This window comes from Pyxidicoccus fallax (assembly GCF_012933655.1).
Taxonomy (GTDB): domain Bacteria; phylum Myxococcota; class Myxococcia; order Myxococcales; family Myxococcaceae; genus Myxococcus; species Myxococcus fallax.
Genome location: NZ_JABBJJ010000023.1, coordinates 1 through 25981, shown reverse-complemented (window position 1 = coordinate 25981; position 25981 = coordinate 1). Strand labels below are relative to the sequence as shown.

Genomic DNA, 25981 nt, shown 5'->3' with positions numbered 1-25981 from the left:
TAGAGGCTCACAGCTTGATGCAGACGTTCTTCGGCTCGGTGAAGAAGCGCAGCGCGTCCCAGCCGCCCTCGCGCCCCACACCCGAGTCCTTCACACCGCCGAACGGCGTGCGCAGGTCGCGCAGCATCCAGGTGTTCACCCAGACGATGCCGCTGTGCAGCCGCGAGGCGAAGCGGTGCGCGCGCTGCAAATCTCTCGTCCACACGCTGGCGGCGAGGCCGTACTTCGTGGAGTTGGCCCAGGCGAGGACCTCCTCCTCCTGGTCGAAGGGGATGAGGCTGGCCACGGGGCCGAAGATTTCTTCCTGGTTGGTGCGGCACGCGGAGTCGAGGCCCTCGACGAGGGTGGGCTCCACGAACCAGCCGTCGCGGCAGCGGCCGGGCACGCTGGCGCGCTTGCCGCCGGTGAGGACGCGTCCGCCCTCCTGCTTCGCCAGGTCGATGTAGCCGAGCACCTTCTCGAAGTGCTGCTGCGACACGAGCGCGCCCTGGTCCGTGCCCGGCTCCAGCGGGTCACCCACCTTGAGGGCGCGGGTGCGGGTGACGAGCGCCTCCTTGAAGCGCTCGTAGAGGGGGCGCTGCACGAAGATGCGCGGGCCGCAGAGGCAGATCTGCCCCTGGTTGGCGAAGGACGAGCGCATCGTGGTGGCGAGCGCCTCGTCGAAGTCGCAGTCCGCGAAGATGACGTTGGGGTTCTTCCCGCCCATCTCCAGCGACAGCTTCTTGAAGGCGGGGGCGGCCACGCGGGCAATCTCGGCGCCGGTGCGGGTGCTGCCGGTGAAGGAGATGGCGCTGATGTCCGGGTGGCGGCTCATGGCGGCGCCCACCTTGGGGCCCAGGCCGTGCACGAGGTTGAGCACGCCCGGGGGCAGGCCGGCCTCGCGGCAGACCTGGGACAGGAGGTACGCCGTCATCGGCGTGACTTCGGACGGCTTGGCCACCACGCAGTTCCCGATGGCCAGCGCGGGGGCAATCTTCCACGTGAGGAGGTACAGCGGCAGGTTCCACGGGGAGATGCAGCCCACCACGCCCAGCGGCGTGCGCAGGGTGTAGTTGAGGGCGACGTTGTCCGTCTGGTGCGCCTCGCTGGAGAACTGGGTGACGGCGTCCGCGAAGAACTCGAAGTTGAGGATGCTGCGCGGGATGTCGACGGTGGAGGCGACGGACAGGGGCTTGCCGGTGTCGATGGACTCCGCGCGGGCGAACGCGTCCATGCGCGAGCGGATGGCCTCCGCGATGCGGCGCAAGAGGCGCGCCCGGTCGGTGGCCGGGGTAGCGGCCCAGGCGGGGAAGGCGCGCGAGGCGGCCTCCACCGCGCGCTGCACGTCCGGCTCGTCCGAGTCCGGGACGAGGGCGTAGTTCTTCCCCGTCGCCGGCTCGGGCTTGTCCAGCCATGCGCCGCTGCTGGCGGGCAGCAGCTCGCCACCGATGTAGTTGAGCACCTTCTCCATGGCCGAGCCCTCCGTGAGTGCCAACCCGCAGGGCCCGGCCCGTGACTCCCACCGGCCCGTGTGGGGCGGGGCGGAATGTATGCAACCGGAGGGGGCGTCACCAGCGCGGCGCGCTCGCGTCGTCCACTCTCACACCGCCTGGATGACGCGTCGCTCCAGGAAGTGTTCCTTCTGATGGGCAACAGTAACCGCGACGACACCGGCCGCTCCGTCAGCGCCCGAGCGTGGGGGCCCGTGACGCCCCCGTGATGACAGCGGCGTGCTGGATGACCTCCCTCGTGGGCCATTCCTTCCGTGGAGGTGAGCGCCCATGGTTGAAGCTGGCGTACCTCGCGTCGTGGCTGCCGGCTGGGGCCGCGAGGTGGGTGTCGCGCGCCGGCTGTCGCGTGCGTGGCGTGGCTCCCGGCCGGAGGAAGGGCACGAGGCTGGTGCCACGCGAGGTGCTTGAGGCCGGCTGTCGCGTGCATGGCGCGGAGTTTGGCGGGAGGAGAGGCTCGATGTCGGTGCAGCGCGAGGTGCTCGTGGTCGGTGCCACGGGACAGCAGGGGGGCGCCGTGGCCCGCTGTCTCCTGGAGCGGGGGCACCGTGTGCGCACGCTCGTGCGTGCGCCGGAAGCTCCCGCGGCGACGGAGCTCCATCGGCTCGGAGTGGTGCTCGTGGAGGGACGGCTCGAGGACGCTCCATCCCTGGTGCGTGCCATGGCGGGCGTGGAGGCCGTCTTCGGTGTCACCACTCCGTTCGAGGGTGTGGCGGCCGAGGCTCCCAAGGGCATGGCGCTGGTCGACGCCGCGCGCGAGGCCGGTGTCGCGCACTTCGTGTTCACCTCCGCCTGCAACGCGGACCGGAACACGGGCATCCCCAGCTTCGAGAGCAAGCGCCGTGTCGAGGAGCACCTCGCCCGCTCCGGCGTGCCCTACACCATCGTCGCGCCCGCGTACTTCCTGGAGAACCTCCTCACGCCCTTCTGCCTGTCCAACCTCCGCGTCGGCTCCTTCGTCCGCTGGATGCCCGTGGAGCGGACCGTCCAGTACATCGCCGTGCGAGACATCGGCCGCTTCGTCACGCTCGTGCTCGAACAGCGCGAGCCGTTCCTCGGACGCCGGATCGACCTCGCGGGCGACGAGCTCGATGGCGCCATTGCCGCGGATATCCTCACGCGTGAGCTGGGGCACGCCATCCACCCCGTGGCGCTGCCCCTGTCCTCCTTCCCGGCGCAGGGCGAGCTGGGACAGAACGTCGCGGCCACGCTCGCGTGGATGGACCGTGTCGGGTTCAGCGCGGACATCGACGCCCTCCGGCGCGAGTTTCCCGACGTGGGCTGGCACTCCTTCGCCATGTGGGCACAAGAACACCGCGAGGCGCTCGGATGCGCGAGCGGAGGCCGACCCGCGGCTACCCGCCCGGGCTGAGCAGCAGTGAGGAGAGCCCACCGAGGAGGGGCGCCAGCACGGAGATGCCCTGCTGGAGCTCCTGGAAGGCGGACTCCCGCAGGCCGAGGTAGGTGCGCGCGGCCTGTTGCTCCTCGAACCGGGCCTTCCAGGGCGCCTGGGCTCCGAGAGATTGTCGGACGAGCCGCTCCGCGAGAGCCTCGCCCACGTCCACCAGGGTCTTTCGTACCGGCAGATAGCCATTGGCCAGGAGTCCGGTGAGGTAGACGCTGTAGCCCACGACCGGTGCCGCCGGGAACAGCTCGGGTCGAGCGGGATGGGCCGCGTTGAGCAGGTTGCGCAGGATGCCCAGGCTCAGCACCGAGGTTCCGACGTTGACCGCGACGAGGCTCAGGAACAGTCGCAGTCGAGCTCGGAGCTTCAAGTACCGCCGCACGTCTTCATCGAGGTCTCCTGCCTCGCACACCGTTCCCCGGGCCGGGGGCGCGGACGACAGCCGGAGAAGCTGCACGTGCACGCAGAACACGCTGAGCGCTTGCAGGACGGCAACCGCAATCCCGATGAGGCTCAGGATGAGCAGCCTCGTCCGAAACGCGGACATCGAAGGGGTGTTCAGCGTTGCGAGCGAAGGCATCTCCGGCCAGCTGATGAACTGGGCGACGAAGGGGAGGCCAATCATGGCGAGGGTGACGGAGGTGCAGAGCACGACCGCCATCTGCTCACGTCGGGTGTCCGGCCAGAGCGGGTCCGGCTTCCTGAGCTCGCCCCATACGAGGAGGGAGGTGACCAGCCAGAGCGCGGGTTGAATCGGGAGGAAGATGTGCCACAGCCCCACGGGGCGTGAGCCCAGGAAGGCCAGGTTCTGGAGGCTGGGGCCCAGCTGGAAGAAGTACGCCGCCATGAAGGCCACGGCGGTGAGGATGAAGAAGGCGAGCGGCGAGCCGAAGACGAGTGAGAGGGCCGCGCCCGCATCCCTCCAGACGGACTGGCGCGGGCCTCGAGGCGCGGGCGCCTCCTCGCGCGGTTGCGACATGAACGCCCCCCTCCCATGAACTGGGAAGGAGCGAGCATGACGGGAGGACTGCCTGCCCGGCATGCTCCATGCGCCCGAAAGTGTCCGCGCCTCGACGCGACCGAGGCCCTGGCTCAGAAGCCCGTGCCCGGCACCTGCCGGGTGGTGACGTTGAGGCGGTTCCAGAGGTTGACCATGGAGATGGACAGCACCAGCGTCGAGAGCGCCGCCTCGTCGTAGTGCCGGGCGGCCTCCTGCCAGACGGCATCGGGGACCGGGTCCGTCCTGTCATCCATCCGGGTCATGGCCTCGGTGAGCGCCAGCGCGGCGCGCTCGGCGTCGTTGAAGAGGGGCGACTCGCGCCAGGCCGACACCGCGAAGGCCCGCTGCTGCGTGTCGCCGTTCTTCAGGAGCTCTCGGGAGTGCAGGTCCAGGCAGAAGGCGCAGCCGTTGATTTGACTCGCCCGCAGGTGCACGAGGTCGAGCGTCTTCGCCGGCACGACGCCTCGCTTCACCGCCTTCCCCAGCGCCATCAGGGCAGGCAGGGCCTCGGGGACGAGCATGGCGGGGTTCTTCATTCGAGCTTGCATCGGGGTTCTCCTTCGAATGGCAGCAGGTGTATGGGTCACCACGACCGGGATTTCTCGGCCGTCACTGCCATGACGAATCCCGAAAAAAGGATGTGACCGATGACCGAAAACGACGGGCTGGCGACGCGATTCGAGGAACACCGGGCACATCTGCGGGGGGTGGCCTACCGGATGCTCGGCTCGTTGAGTGAGGCGGAGGACGCCGTCCAGGAATCCTGGCTCCGGGCCAGCCGTGCCGACACGAGCGGCGTCGAGAACCTCGGGGGCTGGCTGACGACGGTCGTCGCGCGGGTGTGCCTGGACCTGCTGCGCTCGCGTGAGGCGCGGCGCGAGGAGCTCCACGGCGCGCAGCTCCCCGAGCCGCTCGTGGAGCGTGAGGGCGGCGTCGACCCCGAGCAGGAGGCGCTCCTGGCGGACCAGGTCGGGCTCGCGCTGCTCGTGGTCCTCGACACGCTGAATCCCGCCGAGCGCATCGCGTTCGTGCTGCATGACCTCTTCGCCGTGCCCTTCGAGGAGGTGGCCTCCATCGTGGGCCGCACTCCGGAAGCGGCGAGGCAGCTCGCGAGCCGCGCGCGCCGCCGGGTCCAGGGCGCCGCCGCGGTCCCCGAAGCCGAGCTCACCCGCCAGCGAGACGTGGTCGGCGCCTTCCTCGCGGCCCTGCGCGCGGGGGACCTCGACGCGCTCCTCGCGGTGCTGGACCCGGAAGTGGTGGTCCAGGGCGACCGCGCCGCGCTGCCGCCGGGCACACCGGCAGAGCTTCGCGGCGCGGGGACCGTGGCCACGCAGATTCTCAAGCTCGCGCGCGGTGCCCGGGCCGCTCGGCCGGCGCTCGTGGAGGGGAGGGTGGGAGTCGTCGTGGCTCCAGGAGCGCGACTCCTCCGCGTGCTGCGCTTCACGCTCACGGACGGGAAGATTGCCCGCATCGACGTGGTCGCCGAGCCCGCGGGCCTTCGTCAGCTCGACCTGGCCGTCCTCGACGCGCCCCACGCCTGAGCTGGCGTCGCCGTGCCTCGGCGCTCGTGGACGGCGCGGCCATGGACCCGTACCAGTCCCACGCCAGGTCGCCTGCCCGGCGGGCGGCCTCCGAGAGCAGCCGAGCCATGAGCCGATGTGCGCACGGCCGTGAGGAGTTCTCCGTGGAGGGGATTTTTCATGGCCATGGAACCCGCCGCGCCCGTGCTGGAAGACTCGCTCGACGACGAGGAGGAGGCACCCCGCTCACCGGCCACCTCGCCCACCCTCGAGGAGGCGCTCTTCCGACTGGCGGACGCGGCCCGGTGTCTCGCCCGCGCCCATCAGGCCACCGTCACGCTGTCCTCCTCGGTCGCCGGGCGACGCGGGGCGTGCACCACCTCCCTCTCGCGGAGCTACGAGACCTGGGGGGGCTACACCGTGCCCATGGGCCCCTGCGCGGTGCGGCGCCCGGGCCGTGAATCGCCCTGGCCGGAGCAGGGGAGCGGTGCTCCGCCCGCCGCCCGCGAGGGCCGGACGTCGCGGCCGAAGGGCTGGCTCTCAGTGCCGTTCCTCGGGGGCGAGGGGCAATTGCACCTCTTCGACGCGATGTCCGGAGAGGACTTCTCCCCGGAGGACGAGGCGGCCATTGGCGGGCTGGCGGGGCTGGCCGACCTGGCACTGGAGACGGTGCGGCTGCGCGAGGAGAACGCCGCGCTGCGCCGGAAGGTCCGCCAGGGCGAGCAGCGCTTCCAGGCGCTCGTCGTCGCGACGAAGCACGTGGTGTGGATGACGGATGGTCAGGGCGGTATCGACCGCCCGTGCCCTACCTGGGAGAACTTCACCGGGCAGTCGCGGGAGCAGTACTCCGGCTGGGGGTGGGTGTCCGCCGTCCACCCGGACGACCAGGCCCGCGTGGCGGACGCGCTGCGCCAGACGTACCTGTCGCGCCCCTCGCAGCTGTCCCGCGGCACGTACGAGTGCGAGTACCGGCTGCGGCGGCGGGACGGCACGTACCTCACCACCCTGGCGCGCGCCGTGCCCATCTTCAACGAGGACGGCACCCCGCGCGAGTGGGTAGGCATCAACACGGACCTGTCCGCGGGCCAGTCGACGGAGGCGGAGCTGGAGCGGCTGCTGCGAGAGGAGCAGGCCGCGCGCACCCAGGCCGAGGCCGCCGAGCAGCGCGCGGCCTTCCTCGCGGAGGCCAGCCGCGTGCTGGCCTCCTCGTCGCTGGACCCGAAGGCGACGCTCAGCGCGCTCGCCTGGCTCGCCGTGCCCGCCCTGGCGGACTGGTGCTTCGTGGACGTCGTCGATGACTCGGGCGCGGTGCAGCGCATGTCGGTGGCGCACGCGGACGCGGCCGACGAGGCGCTCGCCCGCGAGGTGCGCGACTTCCCGCCCGGCCCGGACGGCTGCCGCCACCCCACCACCTGCGTGGTGCGCCGAGCGGAGTCCCTCCTCGTGGACGAGGTCTCCGACGCGTGGCTGCGCAAGGTGGCGGTGGACGACAGGCACTACGACGTCATGAAGGCCGTGGGCTTCCACTGCATCATGTCCGTCCCCCTGCTGGCGCGAGGGCGCGCGCTGGGGGCGCTCACCTTCCTCGCCGTGCGGCCCTCGCGCCGCTACACGCAGGCGGACCTCACCACCGCCCAGGACCTCGCGCGGCGCGCGGCGCTGCTCCTCGACAACGCCATCCTCTACCGCGAGGCCCGCCAGTCCGTGCTCCTGCGCGACGAGTTCCTCTCCATCGCCAGTCACGAATTGAAGACGCCGCTGACGCCGCTCCAGCTCCGCCTCCAGTCGCTGCGCCGCGAGACGCAGAAGGGGCTCCCCGCCATCCCCACGCCGGTGGTGGCCTCGCAGCTGGAGGTGGTGCAGCGCCAGGTGGCGAAGCTGTCGGCGCTCGTCAACGGGCTGCTCGACGTGTCGCGCATCTCCAGCGGGCGGCTCACCCTGGACCGCGAGCCGCTGGACCTGGCCGAGCTGGCGCGCGACGTGGTGTCCCGCTTCTCGGTGACGGCCACCCAGGCCGGGTGCGCCGTGTCACTGATTACGCAGGACGACATGCGCGGCAGCTGGGACCGGCTGCGCGTGGACCAGGTGCTCACCAACCTGCTCACCAACGCGCTGAAGTACGGCGCCGGCAAGCCCGTCGTCCTGCGCCTGTCCGGAGACGAGGCCCACGTGCGCATCGCCGTGGAGGACTCGGGCATCGGCATCGCGCCCGAGCACCTCACCCGCATCTTCGAGCGCTTCGGGCGCGCCGTCAGCGAGCGGCACTACGGAGGACTCGGCCTGGGGCTCTACATCACCCGGCAGATTGTCGAGTCCCACGGGGGAGAGGTCCACGTGCACAGCACGCCCGGCCAGGGCAGCCGCTTCGAGGTCGTCCTCCCCCGGTGAGGCGAGGCGCGGCTCTCAGCCCCCCATGCGGGGCTTGAGCCGGTCCTTCACGCGCGGGAAGTCCTCGGGGGCCTTCACCGGCTCGAAGCGGCTGGTGGCCGGATCCACGCGCTCCACCTCGATGAACGTCACCGGCAACAGCGGCTGGCCGTCCGGCCGCGTGAGGCTGCTGGCCTCCGCCGTCACCTGCTCCAGCTGCACCACCGACTGGCCCTCCACCTTCTTGGTGACGACGCGGTAGGGGATGGGGATGGCCCGGTCCAGCAGGGGCTCCAGGTCGAAGGTGATGTTGTTGGTGGAGATGGTGGCGTGCTTCGTCGGGTCCACCTTCTCCACCAGCTGGAGCTGCCCGTTGATGCGCACCGGCGCGGCGCCCGCGTCCAGCGCGCCGCTGGGGTTGGTGCGCGGCGTCACCTCCACCGTCATCTGCTTGCCCAGCTCCAGGTGCATGCCGATGACCACCGGGTCCAGCGTGGCCGCCAGGTTGTCCACGTTGGAGAAGTAGACCTGCCGCACGCCCTGCTTGCGCAGCGTCTCGCCCACGCCGCTGTCCCGGAGGGCCCTGAACACGTCACCGTGGCCGGACGGCGCGAAGGACAGCTTGCCCTCCGTGTCCCGCCACAGCTCGAAGGACGCCGTCAGGCGCGGCAGCATCCGCTGGCGGAACAGGTACACGTTCTTCGTCTGCCCCGTCTTCTTCAGGTGCTCCTCGATGCCGTCGTGCGTGAGGTACGACGTCATCACCGCCATGGGCACCGGGCGCCCGAAGCGCTCCTCCAGCCGGCGGCCTTCCTCCAGCTTGATGTCCAGGAAGGTGCGCTCACCGAACACCGGCACCAGCCCCTTCACCGCGCCGCCGAAGCGCGTGCCCGCGCCGCCCGCCACGATGAGCGCCGCCACCTGGCCCTTGCGGAAGGCCTCCTCGCCCCGGGCCCGGCACCGCTCGTACGCCGGAGTACCCGGGCGGGGCAGCGGCTGGACGTCGCCCTCGTGGAGCGGCTCCAGGGCGCCCAAGGGCGCCGCGGCTTCGGCGAGCTCACCGCGCTTCAGCTTCCCGAGCAGGTCACGAAAACTGGCGACGTCGAAGCCGTCGCGCGCGAGCTGGGGACTTTCGAGTTCCGCGTCAATCTTTTCCGTGGACATGGCTCAAGGCTTCTTCGACCCAGCGAGCGAAAGCAACGGCAAAACGTTGTCTGGCCGTCTGCTCTTGAACGGTGGGAATCCGAGGGTCCAATGGACACCAGCCCCGGAATGATTCCTCCAGACCCGGTTTCGCCGGGCGGCGCCCCGCGGTGCGGTGACACCCTGGCCGACGACAGGGCGCGGAGGAGGCCCGACGGCACTCCCCCGCGCCGCACGTCGTCACTCCGCCGTGAAGTACAGGTTGTCCAGCAGCAGCTTGTCCGCCGGCTGGCCCTGGCCCGCGATGAGCACGAACGGCGCGTTGACGGCGGCCAGGTTCAGTCCGCCCGCGGTGAACTCCGTTAGCGGGATGGACAGGTGGTGCCACTCGCCGTCATTGACGTACCCGTACTTCTCCACGTCGAGCTGCACGCTCCGCGCGGCGTCGTTCATCCCCACCTTCACCGAGGCGAAGCCGGGGTCCTCCGAGCGCAGGCTCACGTGCAGCGTCTTCCACGTGCTCAGGTTGCGCGTCGTGTCCCAGTGCACGCCGAAGCCCAGCCACGCCTTGCCCGCGTGCACGGCGAGGTCCGCGGTGCGGCCCTCCACGCGGGTGGTGGAGGGCTCCATCGTGACGGTGGAGTCGTACAGGTAGACGTGCGTGGTGGTGTTGTCGATGGGGATGTCGTCCGTGCGGCCCCCCTCGTAGAAGCCCACGCCCAGCCGGCGCTGACCCTCCTCGAAGGGGAACGGCCCTGGCAGCACGTCCGAGTTCGGACCCGGCGAGCCCCCGTCCGGCGACTGGTTGAACTGCCCCTGGTTCTCGTAGTCCGAGTCCCCGGGCTCCGGCCGGCACGCGGCCACCAGCATCAGCAATGCAACCGCTGCCTTCCTCATGGCTTCACCGCCCTCTCCTGGTCGTTGGAGGTGACCACCAGCACCCAGCCGCCCTGCACCGTCCCGCCCAGGTCGACGATGCCCTTGAACGCCGGCGTCAGCAGCTCGTACGCGTTCGTCCCCGTGGCGTCGTACGTCACCGCGTCCGGGAAGTTGTCGAGCACGGACTGGAAGGCGCGGATGGCCTGCTGCCGCACCTGGGGCAGGTCCTCCTGCGCCGCCTCGCCGTTCAGGTAGATGCCCTGCAGGTTGGTGGCCACGTAGAACTGGGCCTCACCGTACGGCCCCCGCGCCAGCAGCGTGGACCACGCGTAGAACGCCGCGACGCGGTCCCCGCTGGACTGGATGTCCCACTTCGTCTCCTCGCCCGGGGAGTTGAGCGCGAAGGGGTTGTTGGGGTCGTCCAGCACGGACGTGTCCGGGTGGATGCCCTCGTTCTCGCTGTAGAGCTCGAGCTTGAGCCCGTCCAGCGACTCGCCATACACGTAGTTGGCGCGGTCGTAGCACCCGGAGATGCCCACCGCCGCGGCCAGCAGGAGCCACGTCTTCATACGGCCCGCCTCAGAGCGAAAGGATTGCATACGCGCCCACCTCGAACTCGCGGCCCTTCAGCCCCTCTTCGAGGGCCGCCGCGCTGAGCCCCTCCGAGTACTCGTCCAGGTAGCGCACCAGCCCGCGCAGGCCGAAGCGCGTCGTCACCGCGCCCAGCACCGGCTTCTTGAGGCCGTACGACACGTCGCCGCCGAGCTGCAGCGGGTAGGTCAGGTTGAAGACGCGGTGGTAGTCGTACGGACCCCAGTCGTTCAGCCGCAGCTGCGCGGTGAAGAGCAGCGTGTCGTACAGCGCCGAGCCGTCCAGGCCGAAGCGCTTCACCTGCCGCGCGTCCTCGCCCGGGGACTGGAGGCTGCCCACCAGCGCCGTGCCGTACAGCTTCAGGCGCGGCGAGGGGTTGCCCACGAGGCGCAGCGAGGCCTCCCACTCGTCCGCGGCGGGCGGCGCGGCGCCGAAGGCCACCGTGCTGCCATCCGCGAGGATGGCGATGCCCGCGTCACGCGACGTGGGCTGGCGGCGGTACACCAGGTCCAGGCCCGCGGCGAAGGGCGCGTCCTCGCGCATCTCCCGGTCCCACGACCAGAACCACGTGCCGGGCGTCGGGTCGAAGGTGATGAGCAGCTCGGCGCCGAGCGTCTCGCGGTTGTCCAGCACCGTGAAGGCATCCACCAGCACGTTGCGCGGCCGCACACCCGGGAAGTACATGCCCGTGGCCGGGTCGTACGCGTCGCCGAGCGTCGGGTTCGGCCCGATGAGCGGCTTCTGGTACAGCACGTTGGGCGACACCTGGAAGCTGCTGCTCAGCTGCACCGCCGCGCCGAGCTGCCCGGCGACGTGGTTGCCGCGGCCGCTCTCGCGCAGGCTCCAGCCCGTCAGCACCGTGCGCTGCTCCGGGCCGCCGTCCGCCACGAGGCCGCGGAAGGAGGACTGGGCGAACCAGCGCACCGCGCCCATGTCGTACGTCAGCCGCGCCTTCGCGCCGAGCGTGTCCAGGAACTGCACCTTGTCCTGGAGCACCTCGTAGCCGGTGCCCATGTAGCTGGGGCCGTCCGTGCGCCGCGTCCAGGTGAAATCCTCGCCGATGCGCTGCGGCGCCGCGAGGATGCCGCCCACCTCCAGCAGCATGGGGCCGCGGTGCCACTCCAGGCCCAGCGTCGTCCTGCGCGCCACGCGCTCGCGGATGACGGACGCCGTCGTCTGCGTCGAGCCCCGGGCGATGTCCTCCTGGTGCATCAGCGTCACGGCCACCGGACCGACGTTCTTCCGGTACTTCGCGACGATGGAGGGGTTGGCGCCCCAGTACAGCTCCGGGCCCACCGCGATTTTCAGTCCGTCCAGGTTGCGCTTGCCGCTGAAGACGACGCCGAAGGGCGCGTTGCCGTGGTAGATGTCGACGTTCGGCCCGTAGTTCGCCTCGCGGTACAGGCCGAAGAGGTCACCTTCCTCCGCCCAGTGGTAGTGGCCGACGCGGTAGTAGCCCTCGAGCGCGAAGTCCTGCCGGTCCAGCTTGAACTCGGCCTGGTAGAGGGCGAAGCGCTCCAGCCCCAGCGGCTGGCCCACGGCGCCGCCCGGGGCGGTGGGCGACGGCGGGCCGCCCACGACGGGCGCCGGCGCGGGCTGCGTGCCCCGGTTCTCGTAGAAGAGGTTGTTGAGGCGGTTCTGCGCCACGTTGCCCACGACGTTGAACGACGCGCGCCCGTACACGCCGGAGGACGGCTGGAGGGCGAGGTCGAAGAAGATGGACTCCGTGTGGTCGGCGGCCACCTGGTTGGCGCGCGTGGTGGCGATGCTGCCGCGCGACAGCGAGCTGTCCAGGTACAGCCGCAGGTTGGACACGCGCACCGCGCTCAGTTCCTCCGCGCGCGCCAGCGCCACGGAGGACTCGTAGCCGCGCGACATCTCCGTGGGACGGATGCCCGCGAAGTGGGCGCGGATGGTGTCGGCGTTGGTGGTGGGCGCGTACGGGTCCAGCCGGAAGGCGGCCTGGAGGACGTAGTAGGCCGTGCGCGGCTGCACCCGGGCGATGCCCGCCTCGTCCTCGGGGCCGAGGGCGCAGATGCCGAACCACTCCTCGTTCATGTTGTTCTGCCCCTCGACGAAGTCCGAGGGGTAGCCGCCGTTGGGCCAGGAGGCGGTGGTGTCGTGGATGGAGAGGTTGGACTCCTGCCCCATCTTCCACCAGCCATCCACCCACTGGAACACGAAGCCGCCGATGGCGTTCTGCGCGCGGCCCTGCCCGTAGCCCTGCGTGTAGATTTCCTCCCACTGCTTGCGCAGGTACTCCGCTTGCGCCAGGTGGTCCTCGCGGCCCGCCTTCGCGTCGAACGCGTCCGCGCCGAACTCGGTGAACATCACCGGCTTGTTCAGCTTCTGGAGCACCACGTCGAACAAGTCCCGCGCGGAGGGGCCGCGGTAGACGTTGGTGCCGAAGATGTCCAGCTCCGGCGCCAGCCGCGCGATGAGGTCGATGTACTGCGCGTCACCGTTGGCGATGGAGACCGGGTGGTTCGTGTCGCGGGCCTTGATGGTGCGCACCGCCTCGCCCATGAGCGAGTACAGGGACTCGGCGCGGGCGGCGTCCTCCTGGCCGGGGAGCGGCTGGATTTCGAACCCCGTCCAGTGCAGGCCGTAGTTGTTCTCGTTGCCCAGCATCCACATCAGCACGCCGGGCACGTCGCGGTACTTCTCCACCTTCTGCGCCAGGTCCGTGAGCAGCGCCTGGCGGTGCGCGGGATTGGAGTAGTCCGTGTTGGGCACCAGGACGCCGTTGACGTTGGTGCCGTAGCGGCCCATCAGCGGGTTGACGACGGTGTAGATGCCGAAGTTCCGGTAGATGTACTCCACCCAGCGCGGGGGGATGTCGTCGAACTGGCGGATGGCGTTGACGCCCATGTCGCGCAGGAGCGTCATCTCGCGCGTGAGCACCGCGCGGATGAAGTCGTCGTTCTGCACCCACAGCGAGTACCGGTAGTTCTCGCCAATGGGCGTGTAGCCCCAGTTCATGCCGTGGATGGGGAAGTCACGCCCCTCCACCTGGAGCTTGAAGCCGCGCTCGTCGCGGTGCACGCGCACGAGCGACGCGGAGGCCACCGTGCCGGACACCGGGCCCGTCGTGGGACGGAGCGCCGGCGCGGGCTGGACCACCGGCGCGTCGGAGGCCTGCGCCGGCTTCTCGGAGACCGGCTCGGTGGCGGTGGGCTCGGCGGGAGCGGGCCCGGCCGCGGTGGGGTTGGTGGAGTTGGGGCCCGTCGTGGCGGGGGCCGCGGCTGGAGCTGGCGTCTGGGCCAGCGCCAGACACGTCGCGAGGATGAGGGGGTTCATGCCGCGAGCTCCACGTCCAGGCCGTTGCGCGCGATGACCGCGCGGTAGAGGTGAGCGCTGTCCTTGGGAATGCGCTTCTGGGTGGCGTAGTCCACGAAGACGAGCCCGAAGCGCTTCTGGTAGCCGTAGGCCCACTCGAAGTTGTCGAGCAGGGACCACGCGAAGTAGCCGCCGAGCGGCACGCCCTGCTGGATGGCGGCGAGCGACGCCTCCAGGTGCGTGCGCAGGTAGTGCGAGCGCTTGGTGTCACGCACGCGCCCGTCCGCGTCCGGCCCGGTGGCGTAGGCGGCCCCGTTCTCCGTGATGTAGAGGCGCGGCGGGGCGTAGTCCTTCTTCAGGCGCAGCAGCAGGTCCGTGAGGCCGCTGGCGTAGACCTCCCAGTCCATGTCCGTGCGCTCCGGGCCGACGTGCACGGTGCGCGGGGCGTTCTCGGACTCGGGGATGCGGTTGCTGCGGATGATGCCGCGGTTGTAGTAGTTCACCCCGAGGAAGTCGGTGGGGGTGGCGATGGCCTCCAGGTCTCCGGGCTGGACGAAGTCCAGCGTCTCGGAGGACAGGTGCCCGTCGGCGACGTGGTCGGCGATGACGTCCTTCGGGTAGCCCCGGCCGGCGAGCGGGTCCAGGAACCAGCGGTTGAACATGCCGTCGAAGGCGCGGCACGCGTCGAGGTCCGCGGCGCTGGGCGACGCGGGCTGGGCGGGCACGAGGTTGAGGGTGATGCCCACCTCCGCGTTCTTCACGTTGGAGCGCAGCACGGACACCGCCTGCCCGTGCGACAGCAGCAGGTGGTGCGCCGCGGCGAGCATCTCGCGGTAGTTCTTGTGGCCGGGCGCGTGCTCGCCGTTGGCATAGCCCAGGAAGCTGATGCACCAGGGCTCGTTGTGGGTAATCCACCGCGTCACGCGGTCGCCGAGCACCTGGCTCACCTCGTCGGCGTACTCGACGAAGGCGCTCACCGTGTCACGCGCGGGCCAGCCGCCCTGGTCCTGGAGCACCTGCGGCATGTCCCAGTGGTAGAGCGTGACGAAGGGCTCGATGCCCGCGGCCAGCAGCCCGTCCACCAGGCGCGAGTAGAAGTCGAGGCCCTTGCGATTCACGGGGCCACGGCCCGTGGGGAGCACGCGCGGCCACGCGATGGAGAAGCGGTAGGCCTTGACGCCCATCCACTTCATCAGCGCCACGTCCTCGGGCCAGCGGTTGTAGTGGTCGCAGGCCACGGAGCCGTCCGTCCCGTCGGCGATCTTGCCCGGCGTGGCGGAGAAGCGGTCCCAGATGGACTCGCCGCGGCCGTCGACGGTGGTGGCACCCTCGATTTGATATGAGGAGGTGGCCACGCCCCAGAGAAAGTCAGGAGGGAACTGCCGCATCGTTGGAGACTCCTTTCGAGGACTCGAGGTGGCAGCGGACGACGTGGTCCGCCGCCGGGTGGTGTTCAGCGGGAAGGGTGTCGTGGCAGCGCGCGTCCGCGTGGGGACAGCGGGGCGCGAAGGCGCAGCCTCGCGGCGGTACCGGCCCCGCCGCGGCCTTCACTGGCAGCGGGGCGCGCAGGAAGTCCGCGCCGTCCGGCACGGCCGACAGGAGCAGCCGCGTGTACGGGTGCCGGGGCGCCGAGAGCACGTCCGCCGTGCGTCCGGCCTCCACGACGCCGCCCGCGTACAGCACGAGGATGCGGTCCGCGAGGTGGCGCGCGCTCGCCAGGTCGTGGGTGATGAAGAGGATGCCGATGCCGCGCTCACGCGTCAGGCCGCGCAGCAGCTGGAGCACGCCCCGGCGGGTGGACACGTCCAGCATGGAGGTGGGCTCGTCCGCGATGATGACGTCCGGCTCCACGGCCAGCGCCCGGGCCACGGCCACGCGCTGGCGCTGCCCGCCGGACAGCTCGTGCGGGTAGCGCTGGGCGAAGGACGCCGCGGGCGTCAGCCCCACGGACTCCAGCAGCGCGTGCACGCGCGGCGTCAGCTCCGCGCCGGACGCGCGCCCGTGGCGGAGCAGGGGACGCTCCAGGTGATGGGCCACGGTGTGCACGGGGTTGAGCGAGGCGAACGGGTCCTGGAAGACCATCTGCACGCGGCCCCGGTACGCGAGCGAGGCGCCGCGCCGCTCCTCGGCGAGCACGTCCACGCCGCCCAGGCGGAGGCTGCCGCCGTCCGGCGTGTCCAGCCGCGCCAGCAGCCGGGCCAGGGTGCTCTTGCCGCTGCCGGACTCTCCCACCAGCGCGACGATTTCGCCGCGCTCCAGCGAGAAGGACACGCCCTTGAGCAGGGTGCGCCGCGATCGCGACAGGAAGCCGCCCACGGGCACGCTGCGCGACAGGCCGGACACCTCCAACAGGGGCGCGCTCATCGGATGCCTCCGCGGCACGTGGGGGCGCGCTCGGTGGTGCCGCGCGATAGGTCCGAGACCTCCAACAGGGGCGCGCTCATCGGATGCCTCCGCTGCGCGTGGGAGCGCACTTCGGAGGGCTGCGCCGCGCGGGAGGATTCGCGCTCGACCGTGCCGCTCGGGAGAATCGATACCTCCACCAGGGGCGCGCTCATCGGTGACCTCCGCTGAGCGCGGCCAGGGCAGGGGGGCGCTCGGGGGCGGCGAGCGACACGTTCGAGGTCGGCCCCGTCGCGTCGTCGGCGTTGAGGTGGGGGAAGGACGACAGCAGGAGGCGCGTGTACGGGTGGCGCGCGTCCGTGCGCAGGCGGGCCGCCGTGTCCACCTCCACGAGCTTGCCACCCTGGAGCACGCCCACGCGGTCCGACAGCGCGAGCAGCAGCGGCAGGTCATGGGTGATGAAGAGGACGGCGAAGCCCAGCCGTGCCTTCAGCTCCAGCACGCGCTGAAGCAGCTCCTTCTGCACCACGACGTCCAGCGCGGTGGTGGGCTCGTCCATCACCACGAGCTTCGGCTCCAGCGCCAGGGCCAGGGCGATGCCCACGCGCTGGCGCATGCCGCCGGAGAGCTGGTGCGGCCACGCCCTCACCAGCTCCGGCGACAGGCCCACCATGGCCAGCAATTCCCGCGCTCGGGCGTAGGACGCGGCCCGCGTGGTGCGCCCGTGCGCCGCCAGCGTGTCGTGGAACTGCTCGCCCAGGGTGAGCACGGGGTTGAGCGCGCTCATCGCGCTCTGGAACACCATGGACACCTTCGCCCAGCGGAAGGCGCGCAGGGCCTCCTCGTCCAGCGCGGTGACGTCCGTGCCGTCGAAGAGGATGCGGCCCTGGGAGATGCGCGCGGCCGGGGGCAGGAGGCGCAAGAGGCCGTAGCCGATGGTGGACTTGCCGCTGCCGGACTCGCCGGCCAGGCCGAACACCTCGCCGGGGGCGATGTCGAAGGACACCGTGTCCACCACGCGGGACGGGCCGCGCTCCGTCGCGTAGTCGATGCACAGCTCGCGCACGCTGAGCACCACGCCGGGCGGCTGCGGCTCGGCCTGGGCGGCGGACGTCACCGGGGTGATGGCGGCCACCGCGGGGGGCGCCTTCAGCGCGGGGTTGGTCAGCTCGTCGATGGCGGAGCTGAGCAGCGTCAGCGAGAAGCCCACCAGGGCGATGCACACGCCGGTGGGGACGAAAATCCACCATGAGCGCGTCAGCAGCGCCGCGTCGTTGCCGGCCCAGTAGAGGTTGGTGCCCCACGTCACGCTGCCCACGTCGCCGAGGCCGAGGAACTCCAGGCCCACCTGGGCGCCCACCGCGTAGAGCGTGTTGCCGATGAAGGACGAGCCGAGCAGCGACGCCATGTTGGGCAGCAGCTCGCGAGCGACGATGCGCGCGCGGCTTTCACCCGCCACCGCGGCGGCGGCCACGAAGTCCCGGTTGCGCAGGGACAGGGCCTCGGCGCGGAAGACGCGCGCGTTCCACGCCCAGCCGGCCACCGTCAGCACCGCCACCATGCGCAGCGGCCCGGACGGCAGGTACGCGCCGAGGACGATGGCCAGCGGCAGGCCGGGGATGACGAGGAACACGTTGGTGGTGAGCGACAGCGCGTCGTCCACCCGGCGGCCGAGGTAGCCCGCCGTCACGCCGATGAGGGCGCCCACCAGCGTGACGAGCGCGCCTACCGCGAAGCCCACGGCCAGCGTCTCGCGCGCACCCACCACCGTCTGCGCGAGCACGTCCTGGCCCTGGCCGTTCGTCCCGAAGAGGTGGGCGCCGGAGGGCGGCTGGTGGGGGCGGCCCACCAGATCGCTCGGGTCCATGACGAGCCACGGTCCGATGAGGGCCAGGACGAGGAAGAACAGCAGGATGCTCCCGCCCACCGCGGCCTTCCGGTGGCGGAACAGACGTCGAATGGAATCACGCATGGGCGCGGGTCCTCGGGTCCAGCCACAGGCACAGCAGGTCGACGGCGAAGTTGGCGGCGAGCACCGCCAGGGTGATGACCAGGAAGAGCCCCTGCATCAGCGGGTAGTCCTGGTTGCGCACCGCGAGGATGAGCAGGTACCCGGTGCCCGGGTACGAGAAGACGATTTCCGTCAGCAGCGAGCCGCTCAGCACGAAGCCCAGGGCCATGCCGAAGCCGGTGACGTTGGGCAGCAGCGCGTTGCGCGCGGCGTAGCGCAGCATCACCTGCCGCGGGGGCAGCCCCTTCGCGTGGGCCAGCCGCAGGGTGTCCGTGCCCAGCGTGGCCACCATGGTGTTGCGCATGCTCAGCATCCAACTGCCCAGCGTGGCCACCACGATGGAGGCCGCCGGCAGCACCGCATGCCGCGCCACGTCCGCCGCGAAGGTGAGCGTCCACCCCGGCTCCACGTCATGCGAGTACGCGTGGCGCAGCGGGAACCAGCCCAGCCCGAAGCCGAAGAGGTACAGGGCCAGCATGGCCAGCCAGAAGTAGGGGAAGGCCCCGAGGAACGCGAGCGCCGGCGCCACCACCGAGTCCAGCCACCCGCCGCGGTTCCACGCCGCCAGCACGCCCAGCAGCGAGCCCAGCGCGAAGCTGAAGATGACGGCGAACCCGGCCAGCCCCACCGTCCACACCAGCCCCGTGCCGATGACCTCCGACACGCTGGACGGGTAGTACGCGTAGGACAGCCCCAGCTCCCCGGACATGAGGTGCTTCAGATAGGTGAGGTACTGCACGTGCCACGGCGCGTCCGTGAAGCCGAAGACGGCGCGCAGCGCGGCCATGGCCTCGGGTTGGATGCGCCCCTCGAAGCGCGCGAACATCGCGGACGCCGGGTCTCCCGGGGCGAGCCGGGGGATGACGAAGTTGAGCGTCAGCGAGGCCCAGGCCGCGATGAGGTAGAAGCCGAGCCGCCGGAGGACGTAGTGCATCTCACTTCTCCTTCGGAGCGAGCGTCGTCAGCACCAGCAGGCTGTCGGGCTCGGCGTGGGGGGACAGGCGCGCGTAGGGGTTCTTCTCGCTGGGGAAGCCGGTGAAGCGCCGCGAGTTGGCCTCGCCCCAGGACGGGTTGGGGAAGAGGGGAATGGCCGGCGCCGTCTCGGAGAAGCGCCGCTGCACGCCCGCCATCAGCGCCTTCTGCTCCTCGGGGGAGACGGCCGTTTCGAAGCGCTCCAGGAGGGCGTCCGCCTCCGCGTCGCCGAAGCGGTGCCAGTTGGCCGCGGCCACCTCGCCCAGCGGGCGCACCGTGTGCCGCGACAGCTGCCACTTGTAGAAGGTGTACGGCGTGGGGCCGTCCAGCGACCAGGAGATGGACAGCTGGAACTCGCCCTTCTGCAGCCGCTCCTGCCACGCGCCGAACTCGTACGTCTTCAGGTGGGCGTCCACGCCGAGCTTGCGAAAGTCACGCGCGACCACCTGCCCCGCGCGCACCCAGTCCGACCAGCCGCCCACCACCTCGATGTCGAGCGTCAGCGGCTGGCCGTCCGCCTTGCGCCGCAGGCCGTCCGGCCCGCGCTTCAGGCCCGCCTCGTCCAGCAGGCGCCCCGCCTCCTTCTCGTCGAAGCGCACCCACGCGCCGCTCGCGGCCTGCGCGTCGCGCCAGCCCGTGTACGCGTCGTTGAGGCCCGTGGAGTCGGCCGGCCGCGTGTAGCCGTACATGGCGATGTCCACCAGCCGCTCGCGGTCGATGGCCATGCTGAGCGCCTTGCGCACGCGCACGTCGTCCAGCGGGGGGCGCATGGTGTTGGGGTAGAGGAAGACGGTGCTGCCGAAGAGGGGGAACCAGCGCGCGTGGTGCTCCGGGTCGCGTGAGACGAAGGTGCGGTCCACGGCGGGCACGAAGTTGCCGGCCCAGTCAACCTCGCCCTCCACCAGGGCCAGGTTGGCCTGGTCATTGGTGGGGAAGGCGAGGAAGCGCAGCGCATCCACGGCGGGCTTGCCGGGCTGCCAGTAGTGCGGGTTGCGGCCCAGCTCGTACACCTGGTTGCGGAAGACGCGCACCTCGGTGAAGGGGCCGGTGCCCACCGGGTCCGGGTTGGTGAACGTCACCGGGTCCGCCACGTCCTTCCAGATGTGCTGGGGGATGATGGGCTGGTGCGCCAGCTCGGCGAAGCCGGGGATGTAGACGCGCGAGAAGCGGAAGGCCACCGTGAGGGGCCCCTCGGGCCGCACGTCCTCCAGGAAGCGCCACGCGCCGCCCGCGTCCAGGGCCGGGTGCTTCTTGAGGAGCTGGAAGGTGAAGGCCACGTCCTCGGCCGTGAAGGGCCGGCCGTCGGACCAGCGCACGCCGTCGCGCAGCGTGAAGCGCAGCGTGTGGTGGTCCTCGGACCAGGCGTGCCCCGTGGCCAGCCACGGCGTCCACTGGCCGGTGGAGGGGAGGAACACCTCCATGCACTCATAGACGCCCGCGCGCGTGGGCCAGCGCGAGCCCGCGCCGGCGAACACCGGATTGAAGTTTCGCACCCAGGCGCTGCGCTGCTCCACCGACACGAACAGCACGCCCGGGGCGCGCGGGCGTGGCTCGGACGAGCACGCCGCCAGCAGCAGCGCGGGCAGCAGCCAGAGTGCTCGGCTCATTCCGGCCTCGCGTAGACGCGGACGTAGTCCACCTTCAGCTGCTGCGGGAAGACGGTGGTCCGGTCCGGCGGCCCCACGAAGTTACCGCCCACCGCGAGGTTGAGGATGATGAAGTGCGGATGGTCGTACACCCACTGCTTGCCGGCGGGCAGGCTCTTGGGCGTGGCCTCGAAGAAGACCTTGCCGTCCAGCAGCCAGCGGATGCGCTCCGGCTCCCACTCCACCGCGTAGACGTGGAAGTCCTCGTTGAGCTTCGCGCCGGCGACGACGTGCTCCAGGCCGATGTTGTTGCCGCCGGAGTAGCCCGGGCCGTGCAGCGAGCCGCGGATGATGCTCGGCAGTTGGCCGCGGTACTCCAGGATGTCGATTTCACCGCACTGCGGCCAGCCCACCTCGTCGATGTCCGCGCCCAGCAGCCAGAAGGCGGGCCACATGCCGCGACCCACCGGCATCTGGAGGCGCGCCTCGAAGCGGCCGTAGGCGCGCTCGAAGCGGCCCTTCGTGGTGAGCCGCGCGGAGGTGTAGTCCCGGGTGCCGTAGCGCTCCTTGCGCGCGGTGATGACCAGGTGGCCATCGCCGTCCAGCGCGGCGTTCTCCGTCCGGTCCGTGTTGAACTCGAGCTGGGCATTGCCCCAGCCGTCTCCACCCACGTCGTGCCGCCAGCGCTCGGTGGCGGGCGGGGTGCCCTCGGGGCCTTCGAATTCGTCCTGCCACACCAGCTCCCACTCGGTGCTCGGCTGGGGAGTGGTGGAGGGCGGCGGCGCGTCAGGCTTCTGGTTGCGGTGGGCCGCCGGGTCGCACGCGACGAGGGTTCCCATGGCCGCGAGCCACGGGAGGAGACGGGTTCGGGTCATGCGGTCCTTCCAACGTGTTGGAGTGGGAAGAGAGAGCGGTTGCGCAGCGCGGCCTGGAGCACGAGGGTGGCCGCGCCCACGGCGATGGCCTTGTCCCCGAGCGCGGAGGTGACGATGCGCGTCTCCGCCATGGAGGTGGACAGCGCCCGCTTGCGCACCGAGGTGCGCAAGGGGTCCAGCAAGAGGTCTCCCACCGAGGAGATTTCCCCGCCCAGCACGACGATGGCGGGGTTGAGCAGGTTCAAGAGACCGGCCACGGCGATGCCCAGGTAGTGCCCCAGGCTGTCGATGACCTGTCGCGCGGCCTGCTCGCCCGCGCGCGCGCCTTCCACCAGCTCGCGCACGGTGGGCGCGCGCCGGCCCTTGGTGCCCATCAGCTCCCGCGCGCGCTCCACCAGCGGCACGCTGCCGATGAGGGTGACGAGGCAGCCGCGCAGCCCGCAGACACACTGCGGGCCGGACGAGTCCACCGCGATGTGGCCAATCTCACCGGCGGTGCCACCCGAGCCACGGTAGACGTCCCCGTGGATGATGAAGCCGCAGCCGATGCCCGTGGCCAGCTTGATGTACGCCAGGTCCTCGCCGCCCACGCCCGCGCCCCAGTAGCACTCCGACAGCGCGCCGAGGTTCGCGTCGTTGTCCACGAGCACCGGCATGCCGAAGGCGGACTTGAGCCACTCCTGCACGTCGTAGTCGCGCCACGCCGGCACGATGAGAGGCGACAGCTTGCCCGGGGCGGACGGGTGGACGGGGCTCGGCACGGCCACGCCCATGCCCAGCACGGAGCGCTTCGGCACGCGCTCGGCCTCCAGGCACTCCTGCACCAGCTCCTTCACCTTCTGCAGGGTGCTCTTCGGGTCGTCGCGCACCGCCTGGGGGGCGTGCCGGTGCACGCGCACGCGTCCGCGCAGGTCCGTGAGGATGGCGGTGACGTGCGTGGCGCCCAATTCCACGCCGACGATGCTGTACGCGTCGTCACAGAAGCCGATGAGGGTGGGACGGCGGCCGCCCCGGGACACCCCGGCGCCGATGTTGCGCACCAGGCCGGAGTGCTCCAGGTCCGCGACGATGGCAGACACGGTGGACGGGCTGAGCTCCGTCCGCCGCGCGATTTCCGCTCGGGAAATCTGCCGCTCGCGCCAGATCATGTTCAGCAGGAGGCTGCTGTTCTGCGCCCGCATCCCCGCCGCGTCGACCGTCTCCGCCGTTCCCACTCGCATCGTCCTCACACGCTCCATTCCGCCGCGGGCATGGGGCAGGAGGGCTCAGTGCCAGTGGATGTCGTCGACGTAGAAGACGACCGGAGCCGTCTTTCCACCCGCTCCTGACACCCAGCCGAAGCCACCCACCACCAGGCTCCCTCGAACGCGGCTGACGTCGATTGTGTACTGTTTCGGCTCCGGGGTGAGGCGAAAGGCTTCTTTCCTCTCGAAGCCATCCGCGTCCGGGGCCCCGATGCCGACGAGGAAGTCCACGGCCTCGTCACCCGAGGCGCCCCAGGCCGTGAAGGACACGGAGGTGGCCCAGGAGGGGACCGCGAAGCCGTCCTCGGCACCCCAGTTGTTCGCCGGGTACTGCCAGATGACTCCGGCCCAGGCCTCGCCGTTGCTGGGAGTCCAGGTGAAGCGGTGGCAGGAGCCGCGGGCCCCCTCGGGCCTGGAGCCGGGGCAGGGGTCCTCCTTGATGTTCCCCGCCTCGGCGCTGTTGTTGGAGCCGAAGTAGCCGCTCGGGAACCAGTTCCCGTCCACCACGACGACCGTCGGGGTGCCCGCGTCGGTCTCCGTCCCGGCGTCGGTCTCGGTGCCCGCGTCCGTCTCCGTGCCCGCGTCCGTCTCGGTGCCGGCGTCGGTGGGCGTCTGGGTGCCCGCGTCCGTGCCCGCGTCGGTCGGCGTCTGCGTCCCGGCGTCCGTGCCCGCGTCCGCCCGCGTCCCGGCGTCCGTCTGGGTGCCCGCGTCCGTCGGCTGCTGCGTGCCCGCGTCCGCCCGGGTCCCCGCGTCCGGCGTGGGCGCCGGCGCCGGGTCGTCATCCTCCGGGTCGCACGCCCCGAGGAGGCCTGTGATTGCAACTACCCCGGCGGCCGCCCACGCCCACGCGAAACGCTTGTCACGCTGCATAGCTGTGTCCCCTCCACTGCTGGATGACTTCGTACTTACGACGAAGAAATGCACCACCGCTGTGAGCCGAGGTCTGCGTTGCGCGATGCGTCACCCTGGACGCACTGCATCAGAGGAGAACAACTCTGACGCGTGCCCGGTCCGGCCGCTGCGCCTCCGGGTACCCACCCCATCCCCGCCGCGAACGCTTCTGGCTTCGTTCGGGTGATGAAGAAAGTATCAGCGACTTCGTCACGAATGCAAGCACGTGGCTTTCGTCCAGGCACATGGGTGTGGAGCACCCCGGTCTGGTGCCTGGGCTTGGACAAGGGAGTAGGCTGCGCCCCACCGCTGGGATGGGGAGGCGCACCGGATGGCACAGGACGTGGAATCGCTGCTCAAGTCCCTGCAGGAGCTGACGCGCGCCGCGAAGGAGCCGGGACGGCTGTCGCGCGAGCAGCTCGAGGCGGAGGTGCGCAAGGTGACGCTGGCCCTGAATGACGTGCTCTCGCAGCTGGGCGGTCAGCTCCAGGCCACGGGCTCTCCGGCCACGGCGTCATTGGTGGAGGTCTTCCGCTCCCAGCTGACGACGACGCTGCGCGAGAGCGGCCTCGATGTGGAGCAGACGGACGAGATGAAGAAGCTCAGCGCGGAGCTGGAGCGCCTCAAGCGGGGCTTCATCCGGAGCTGAGCGCGGAAAGGCGTGCTCCGCATGCACGACGGCCCGCCAACCCCTGGGAGGGTGGCGGGCCGCCTGACTTCATGAGGAAGGGGGGCTTCAGGCCGCCGCGGCCGGCGCCGCGCCGCCAGCACCCGGGCCCGGGCCGGCGCCGCCCTGCGCGCCCAGCGACTGCATGAGCTTGCCGAGCGTCTCGACGATCTGCTGCAGCGCCTTGAGCAGCTTCTTGAGGGGGTCCTTCTCGTCCTCCTCCTCGGCGACGCCACCGGCGCCCTGCGGAGCCTGGGCGCCACCGGCCTGCTGCGGGGCCTCGGCGCCCTGCGGAGCCTGGGGACCCCCGGCCTGCTGCGGCGCCCCGGCGCCCTGCGGGGCCTCGGCGCCACCGGCCTGCTGCTGCGGAGCCTGGGGACCCCCGGCCTGCTGCTGGCCCTGGGCGCCCTCACCGGGCTTCTGACCGGCCAGCGTCTGCAGCACGCTCACCAGCTGCTTGAGGGTGTCGAGAATCTTCGACAGGGCCTCCTCCGGCTTCGCCTGGCCGGCCGCGCCCGCCTTCTCCGCCTTGCCCGCGCCCTTCACGCCCTCGAAGGCGCTCTCGCCCAGCAGCGAGCGGAGGATGGGGTTCTGGCTGAGCGCCTTCAGCGCGTTCTCCGCCGTCTCCTGACCCGGGAGCTTGCCAGCCTCGCCGGCCTTCATCTCGGAGCCGATGGAACGGAAGGAAGCCAGCGACGGACCCGCGGACAGCTTGGAGATGGCGCTCATGGTTTGCTCCGATGGGGTGAGGGGGAGTGAGTGGATGAGGGCCGAAGTGCAACCCTCATTCGCATTGTCGTACATGCAGGTTCATGGTTGCTTCATGCCTACATTTTCTTGCATCGGCCCCAATAAACCCCTGTGACGGCGCGGAGTTGCGCCTGGGACGCGGGGTGAAAAAAGGCTCCGGAAATTCGAAAGGGGGCTCCGGGCCGCGGGGGTGGTGTTGGCGTGGGCGGCATGGAGATGTCACGCGCCGCCACGAGGGCGCGGCCGTGCCGTCACGTGGGCTCTCTAGGGTGCCCGCGCATGACCCACGGAAGCGGGTACTCCGAAGTCCACCTGACAGGCCCCATGCCCGGCGCGGAGGCCCGCCACGCGCGGGCCGACCGCGAGAAGGCGCTGTACGGGCCCGGGCGCGTCACCGGCGCGGACTCCCGCCACGCCCGGGCCCGGCACGCGAAGGTGTTGTACGCGCTGGGGCTCGCTGTCGCGGCGGGCTGTCTCTTCATCACCTTCCGGGACGCGGACCTGGCGCGGGCCTGGGCCGAAGTCGCGCGGCTGGGGCCGGTGGTGCTGCTGGCCCTGGTGCCCTACGGCGTCTCCCTGGTGCTGGATGGCCACGCATGGAGCCGGCTGCTGGCCGCCATGGGCCGGCGCGCGGAAGCCTGGAGGCTCGTCTGCCTCCGCGCGGGCGTCGAGTCACTCGCTCTCGGCCTGCCCGCCGGCGCGCTGCTGGCGGAGACGATGAAGCCGGTGCTGCTGCGCTCCCGCTGCGGCGTGCCGCTGGGCGAGGGCGTCGGCGTCATCGCCGTGCGCAAGGTGCTCATCCTCCTGGGCCATGGCCTCTACCTCGGGGTGGGGCTGGCGCTCGGGGCGGGCTTCCTCGCCCGGACCTCCGCGGGAAGCGCGCTGCCCTGGGCGGTGGCGGGCGTGGCGGGAGTGCTCGTGGCCATCGCGCTCCTCTCCGGATGGGTGATGGCGGGAGGGCTGGCGGGGCG

22 protein-coding genes are annotated in these 25981 nt (G+C 71.2%); 5 read left to right on the top strand and 17 right to left on the bottom strand.

From position 1 onward, the window contains the following. Positions 1 to 7 precede the first annotated feature (7 nt). On the bottom strand, positions 8 to 1450 hold the full coding sequence (locus HG543_RS07335; RefSeq protein ID WP_169343968.1) for an aldehyde dehydrogenase: 1443 nt from the start codon (positions 1448 to 1450) through the stop codon (positions 8 to 10). Positions 1451 to 1947: 497 nt separating this feature from the next. On the opposite strand from HG543_RS07335, the gene HG543_RS07330 reads away from it, so the two are divergent. Further along, on the top strand, positions 1948 to 2859 hold the full coding sequence (locus tag HG543_RS07330; RefSeq protein ID WP_169343967.1) for an NmrA/HSCARG family protein: 912 nt from the start codon (positions 1948 to 1950) through the stop codon (positions 2857 to 2859). On the opposite strand, the gene HG543_RS07325 is transcribed toward HG543_RS07330, so the two are convergent. Beyond that, positions 2843 to 3871 carry a hypothetical protein gene (locus HG543_RS07325; protein ID WP_169343966.1) on the bottom strand — a complete coding sequence of 343 codons (1029 nt, stop codon included), beginning with the start codon at positions 3869 to 3871 and terminating at the stop codon, positions 2843 to 2845. The two genes, HG543_RS07330 and HG543_RS07325, sit on opposite strands and share 17 nt — an antisense overlap. Positions 3872 to 3984: 113 nt before the next feature. Further along, positions 3985 to 4440: a carboxymuconolactone decarboxylase family protein gene (locus tag HG543_RS07320; protein WP_169343965.1), complete on the bottom strand. Its 456-nt coding sequence runs from the start codon at positions 4438 to 4440 to the stop codon at positions 3985 to 3987. Positions 4441 to 4539: 99 nt separating this feature from the next. On the opposite strand from HG543_RS07320, the gene sigJ reads away from it, so the two are divergent. Together sigJ and HG543_RS07310 are read left to right on the top strand one after the other, a co-directional pair. Continuing rightward, positions 4540 to 5433, top strand: a complete 894-nt coding sequence (gene sigJ, locus HG543_RS07315; protein ID WP_169343964.1) for an RNA polymerase sigma factor SigJ — start codon at positions 4540 to 4542, stop codon at positions 5431 to 5433. A 159-nt stretch (positions 5434 to 5592) separates the two neighbouring features. Continuing rightward, entirely contained in the window at positions 5593 to 7800 is a 2208-nt protein-coding gene (locus HG543_RS07310; protein ID WP_169343963.1) for a sensor histidine kinase, read from the top strand. Between the two features lie 15 nt (positions 7801 to 7815). On the opposite strand, the gene HG543_RS07305 is transcribed toward HG543_RS07310, so the two are convergent. The 13 genes from HG543_RS07305 to HG543_RS07245 all read right to left on the bottom strand — a co-directional run bounded on the left by HG543_RS07305 (position 7816) and on the right by HG543_RS07245 (position 23572). Next, positions 7816 to 8943, bottom strand: a complete 1128-nt coding sequence (locus HG543_RS07305) for a UTP--glucose-1-phosphate uridylyltransferase (protein ID WP_169343962.1) — start codon at positions 8941 to 8943, stop codon at positions 7816 to 7818. A gap of 219 nt (positions 8944 to 9162) precedes the next feature. Continuing rightward, a complete protein-coding gene (locus HG543_RS07300; protein WP_169343961.1) occupies positions 9163 to 9819 on the bottom strand; it encodes a putative glycoside hydrolase in 657 nt (218 codons plus the stop codon). Then, a complete protein-coding gene (locus HG543_RS07295; RefSeq protein WP_169343960.1) occupies positions 9816 to 10370 on the bottom strand; it encodes a hypothetical protein in 555 nt (184 codons plus the stop codon). Before HG543_RS07295 ends, HG543_RS07300 begins: the two co-directional genes overlap by 4 nt. 10 nt (positions 10371 to 10380) lie before the next feature. Next, on the bottom strand, positions 10381 to 13692 hold the full coding sequence (locus HG543_RS07290; protein ID WP_169343959.1) for a glycoside hydrolase family 2 TIM barrel-domain containing protein: 3312 nt from the start codon (positions 13690 to 13692) through the stop codon (positions 10381 to 10383). Continuing rightward, complete coding sequence (locus tag HG543_RS07285) at positions 13689 to 15059, bottom strand: GH1 family beta-glucosidase (RefSeq protein WP_169343958.1); 1371 nt, start codon at positions 15057 to 15059, stop codon at positions 13689 to 13691. The genes HG543_RS07290 and HG543_RS07285 overlap by 4 nt, the downstream gene beginning before the upstream one ends. Continuing rightward, the gene (locus HG543_RS07280; protein WP_169343957.1) at positions 15040 to 16035 is read right to left on the bottom strand and encodes an ABC transporter ATP-binding protein; all 996 of its coding nucleotides are present in this window, start codon (positions 16033 to 16035) and stop codon (positions 15040 to 15042) included. The genes HG543_RS07285 and HG543_RS07280 overlap by 20 nt, the downstream gene beginning before the upstream one ends. Further along, complete coding sequence (locus tag HG543_RS07275; protein ID WP_169343956.1) at positions 16032 to 16229, bottom strand: hypothetical protein; 198 nt, start codon at positions 16227 to 16229, stop codon at positions 16032 to 16034. The genes HG543_RS07280 and HG543_RS07275 overlap by 4 nt, the downstream gene beginning before the upstream one ends. Continuing rightward, positions 16226 to 17986 (bottom strand): dipeptide/oligopeptide/nickel ABC transporter permease/ATP-binding protein, encoded by a 1761-nt coding sequence (locus tag HG543_RS07270; RefSeq protein ID WP_169343955.1) that lies wholly within the window; start codon positions 17984 to 17986, stop codon positions 16226 to 16228. The genes HG543_RS07275 and HG543_RS07270 overlap by 4 nt, the downstream gene beginning before the upstream one ends. After that, a complete protein-coding gene (locus HG543_RS07265) occupies positions 17979 to 18959 on the bottom strand; it encodes an ABC transporter permease (RefSeq protein WP_169343954.1) in 981 nt (326 codons plus the stop codon). Before HG543_RS07265 ends, HG543_RS07270 begins: the two co-directional genes overlap by 8 nt. Before the next feature lies 1 nt (position 18960). Continuing rightward, entirely contained in the window at positions 18961 to 20604 is a 1644-nt protein-coding gene (locus HG543_RS07260; protein WP_169343953.1) for an ABC transporter substrate-binding protein, read from the bottom strand. Beyond that, positions 20601 to 21458 carry a glycoside hydrolase family 16 protein gene (locus tag HG543_RS07255; RefSeq protein ID WP_169343952.1) on the bottom strand — a complete coding sequence of 286 codons (858 nt, stop codon included), beginning with the start codon at positions 21456 to 21458 and terminating at the stop codon, positions 20601 to 20603. The genes HG543_RS07260 and HG543_RS07255 overlap by 4 nt, the downstream gene beginning before the upstream one ends. Further along, positions 21455 to 22678, bottom strand: a complete 1224-nt coding sequence (locus HG543_RS07250; protein WP_169343951.1) for an ROK family transcriptional regulator — start codon at positions 22676 to 22678, stop codon at positions 21455 to 21457. The genes HG543_RS07255 and HG543_RS07250 overlap by 4 nt, the downstream gene beginning before the upstream one ends. Before the next feature lie 45 nt (positions 22679 to 22723). Continuing rightward, positions 22724 to 23572, bottom strand: a complete 849-nt coding sequence (locus HG543_RS07245) for a hypothetical protein (protein WP_169343950.1) — start codon at positions 23570 to 23572, stop codon at positions 22724 to 22726. Positions 23573 to 23924: 352 nt separating this feature from the next. Here HG543_RS07245 and HG543_RS07240 point away from each other — a divergent pair, with 352 nt between their 5' ends. Then, positions 23925 to 24242 (top strand): hypothetical protein, encoded by a 318-nt coding sequence (locus HG543_RS07240; protein ID WP_169343949.1) that lies wholly within the window; start codon positions 23925 to 23927, stop codon positions 24240 to 24242. 87 nt (positions 24243 to 24329) lie between these two features. Here HG543_RS07240 and HG543_RS07235 read toward each other — a convergent pair whose 3' ends face one another. Beyond that, positions 24330 to 24989, bottom strand: a complete 660-nt coding sequence (locus HG543_RS07235) for a hypothetical protein (protein ID WP_169343948.1) — start codon at positions 24987 to 24989, stop codon at positions 24330 to 24332. 300 nt (positions 24990 to 25289) lie between these two features. Between HG543_RS07235 and HG543_RS07230 the strand changes: the two genes are divergently transcribed. Next, the coding region (locus tag HG543_RS07230) for a lysylphosphatidylglycerol synthase domain-containing protein (protein WP_169343947.1) at positions 25290 to 25981 on the top strand (692 nt) is incomplete at its 3' end.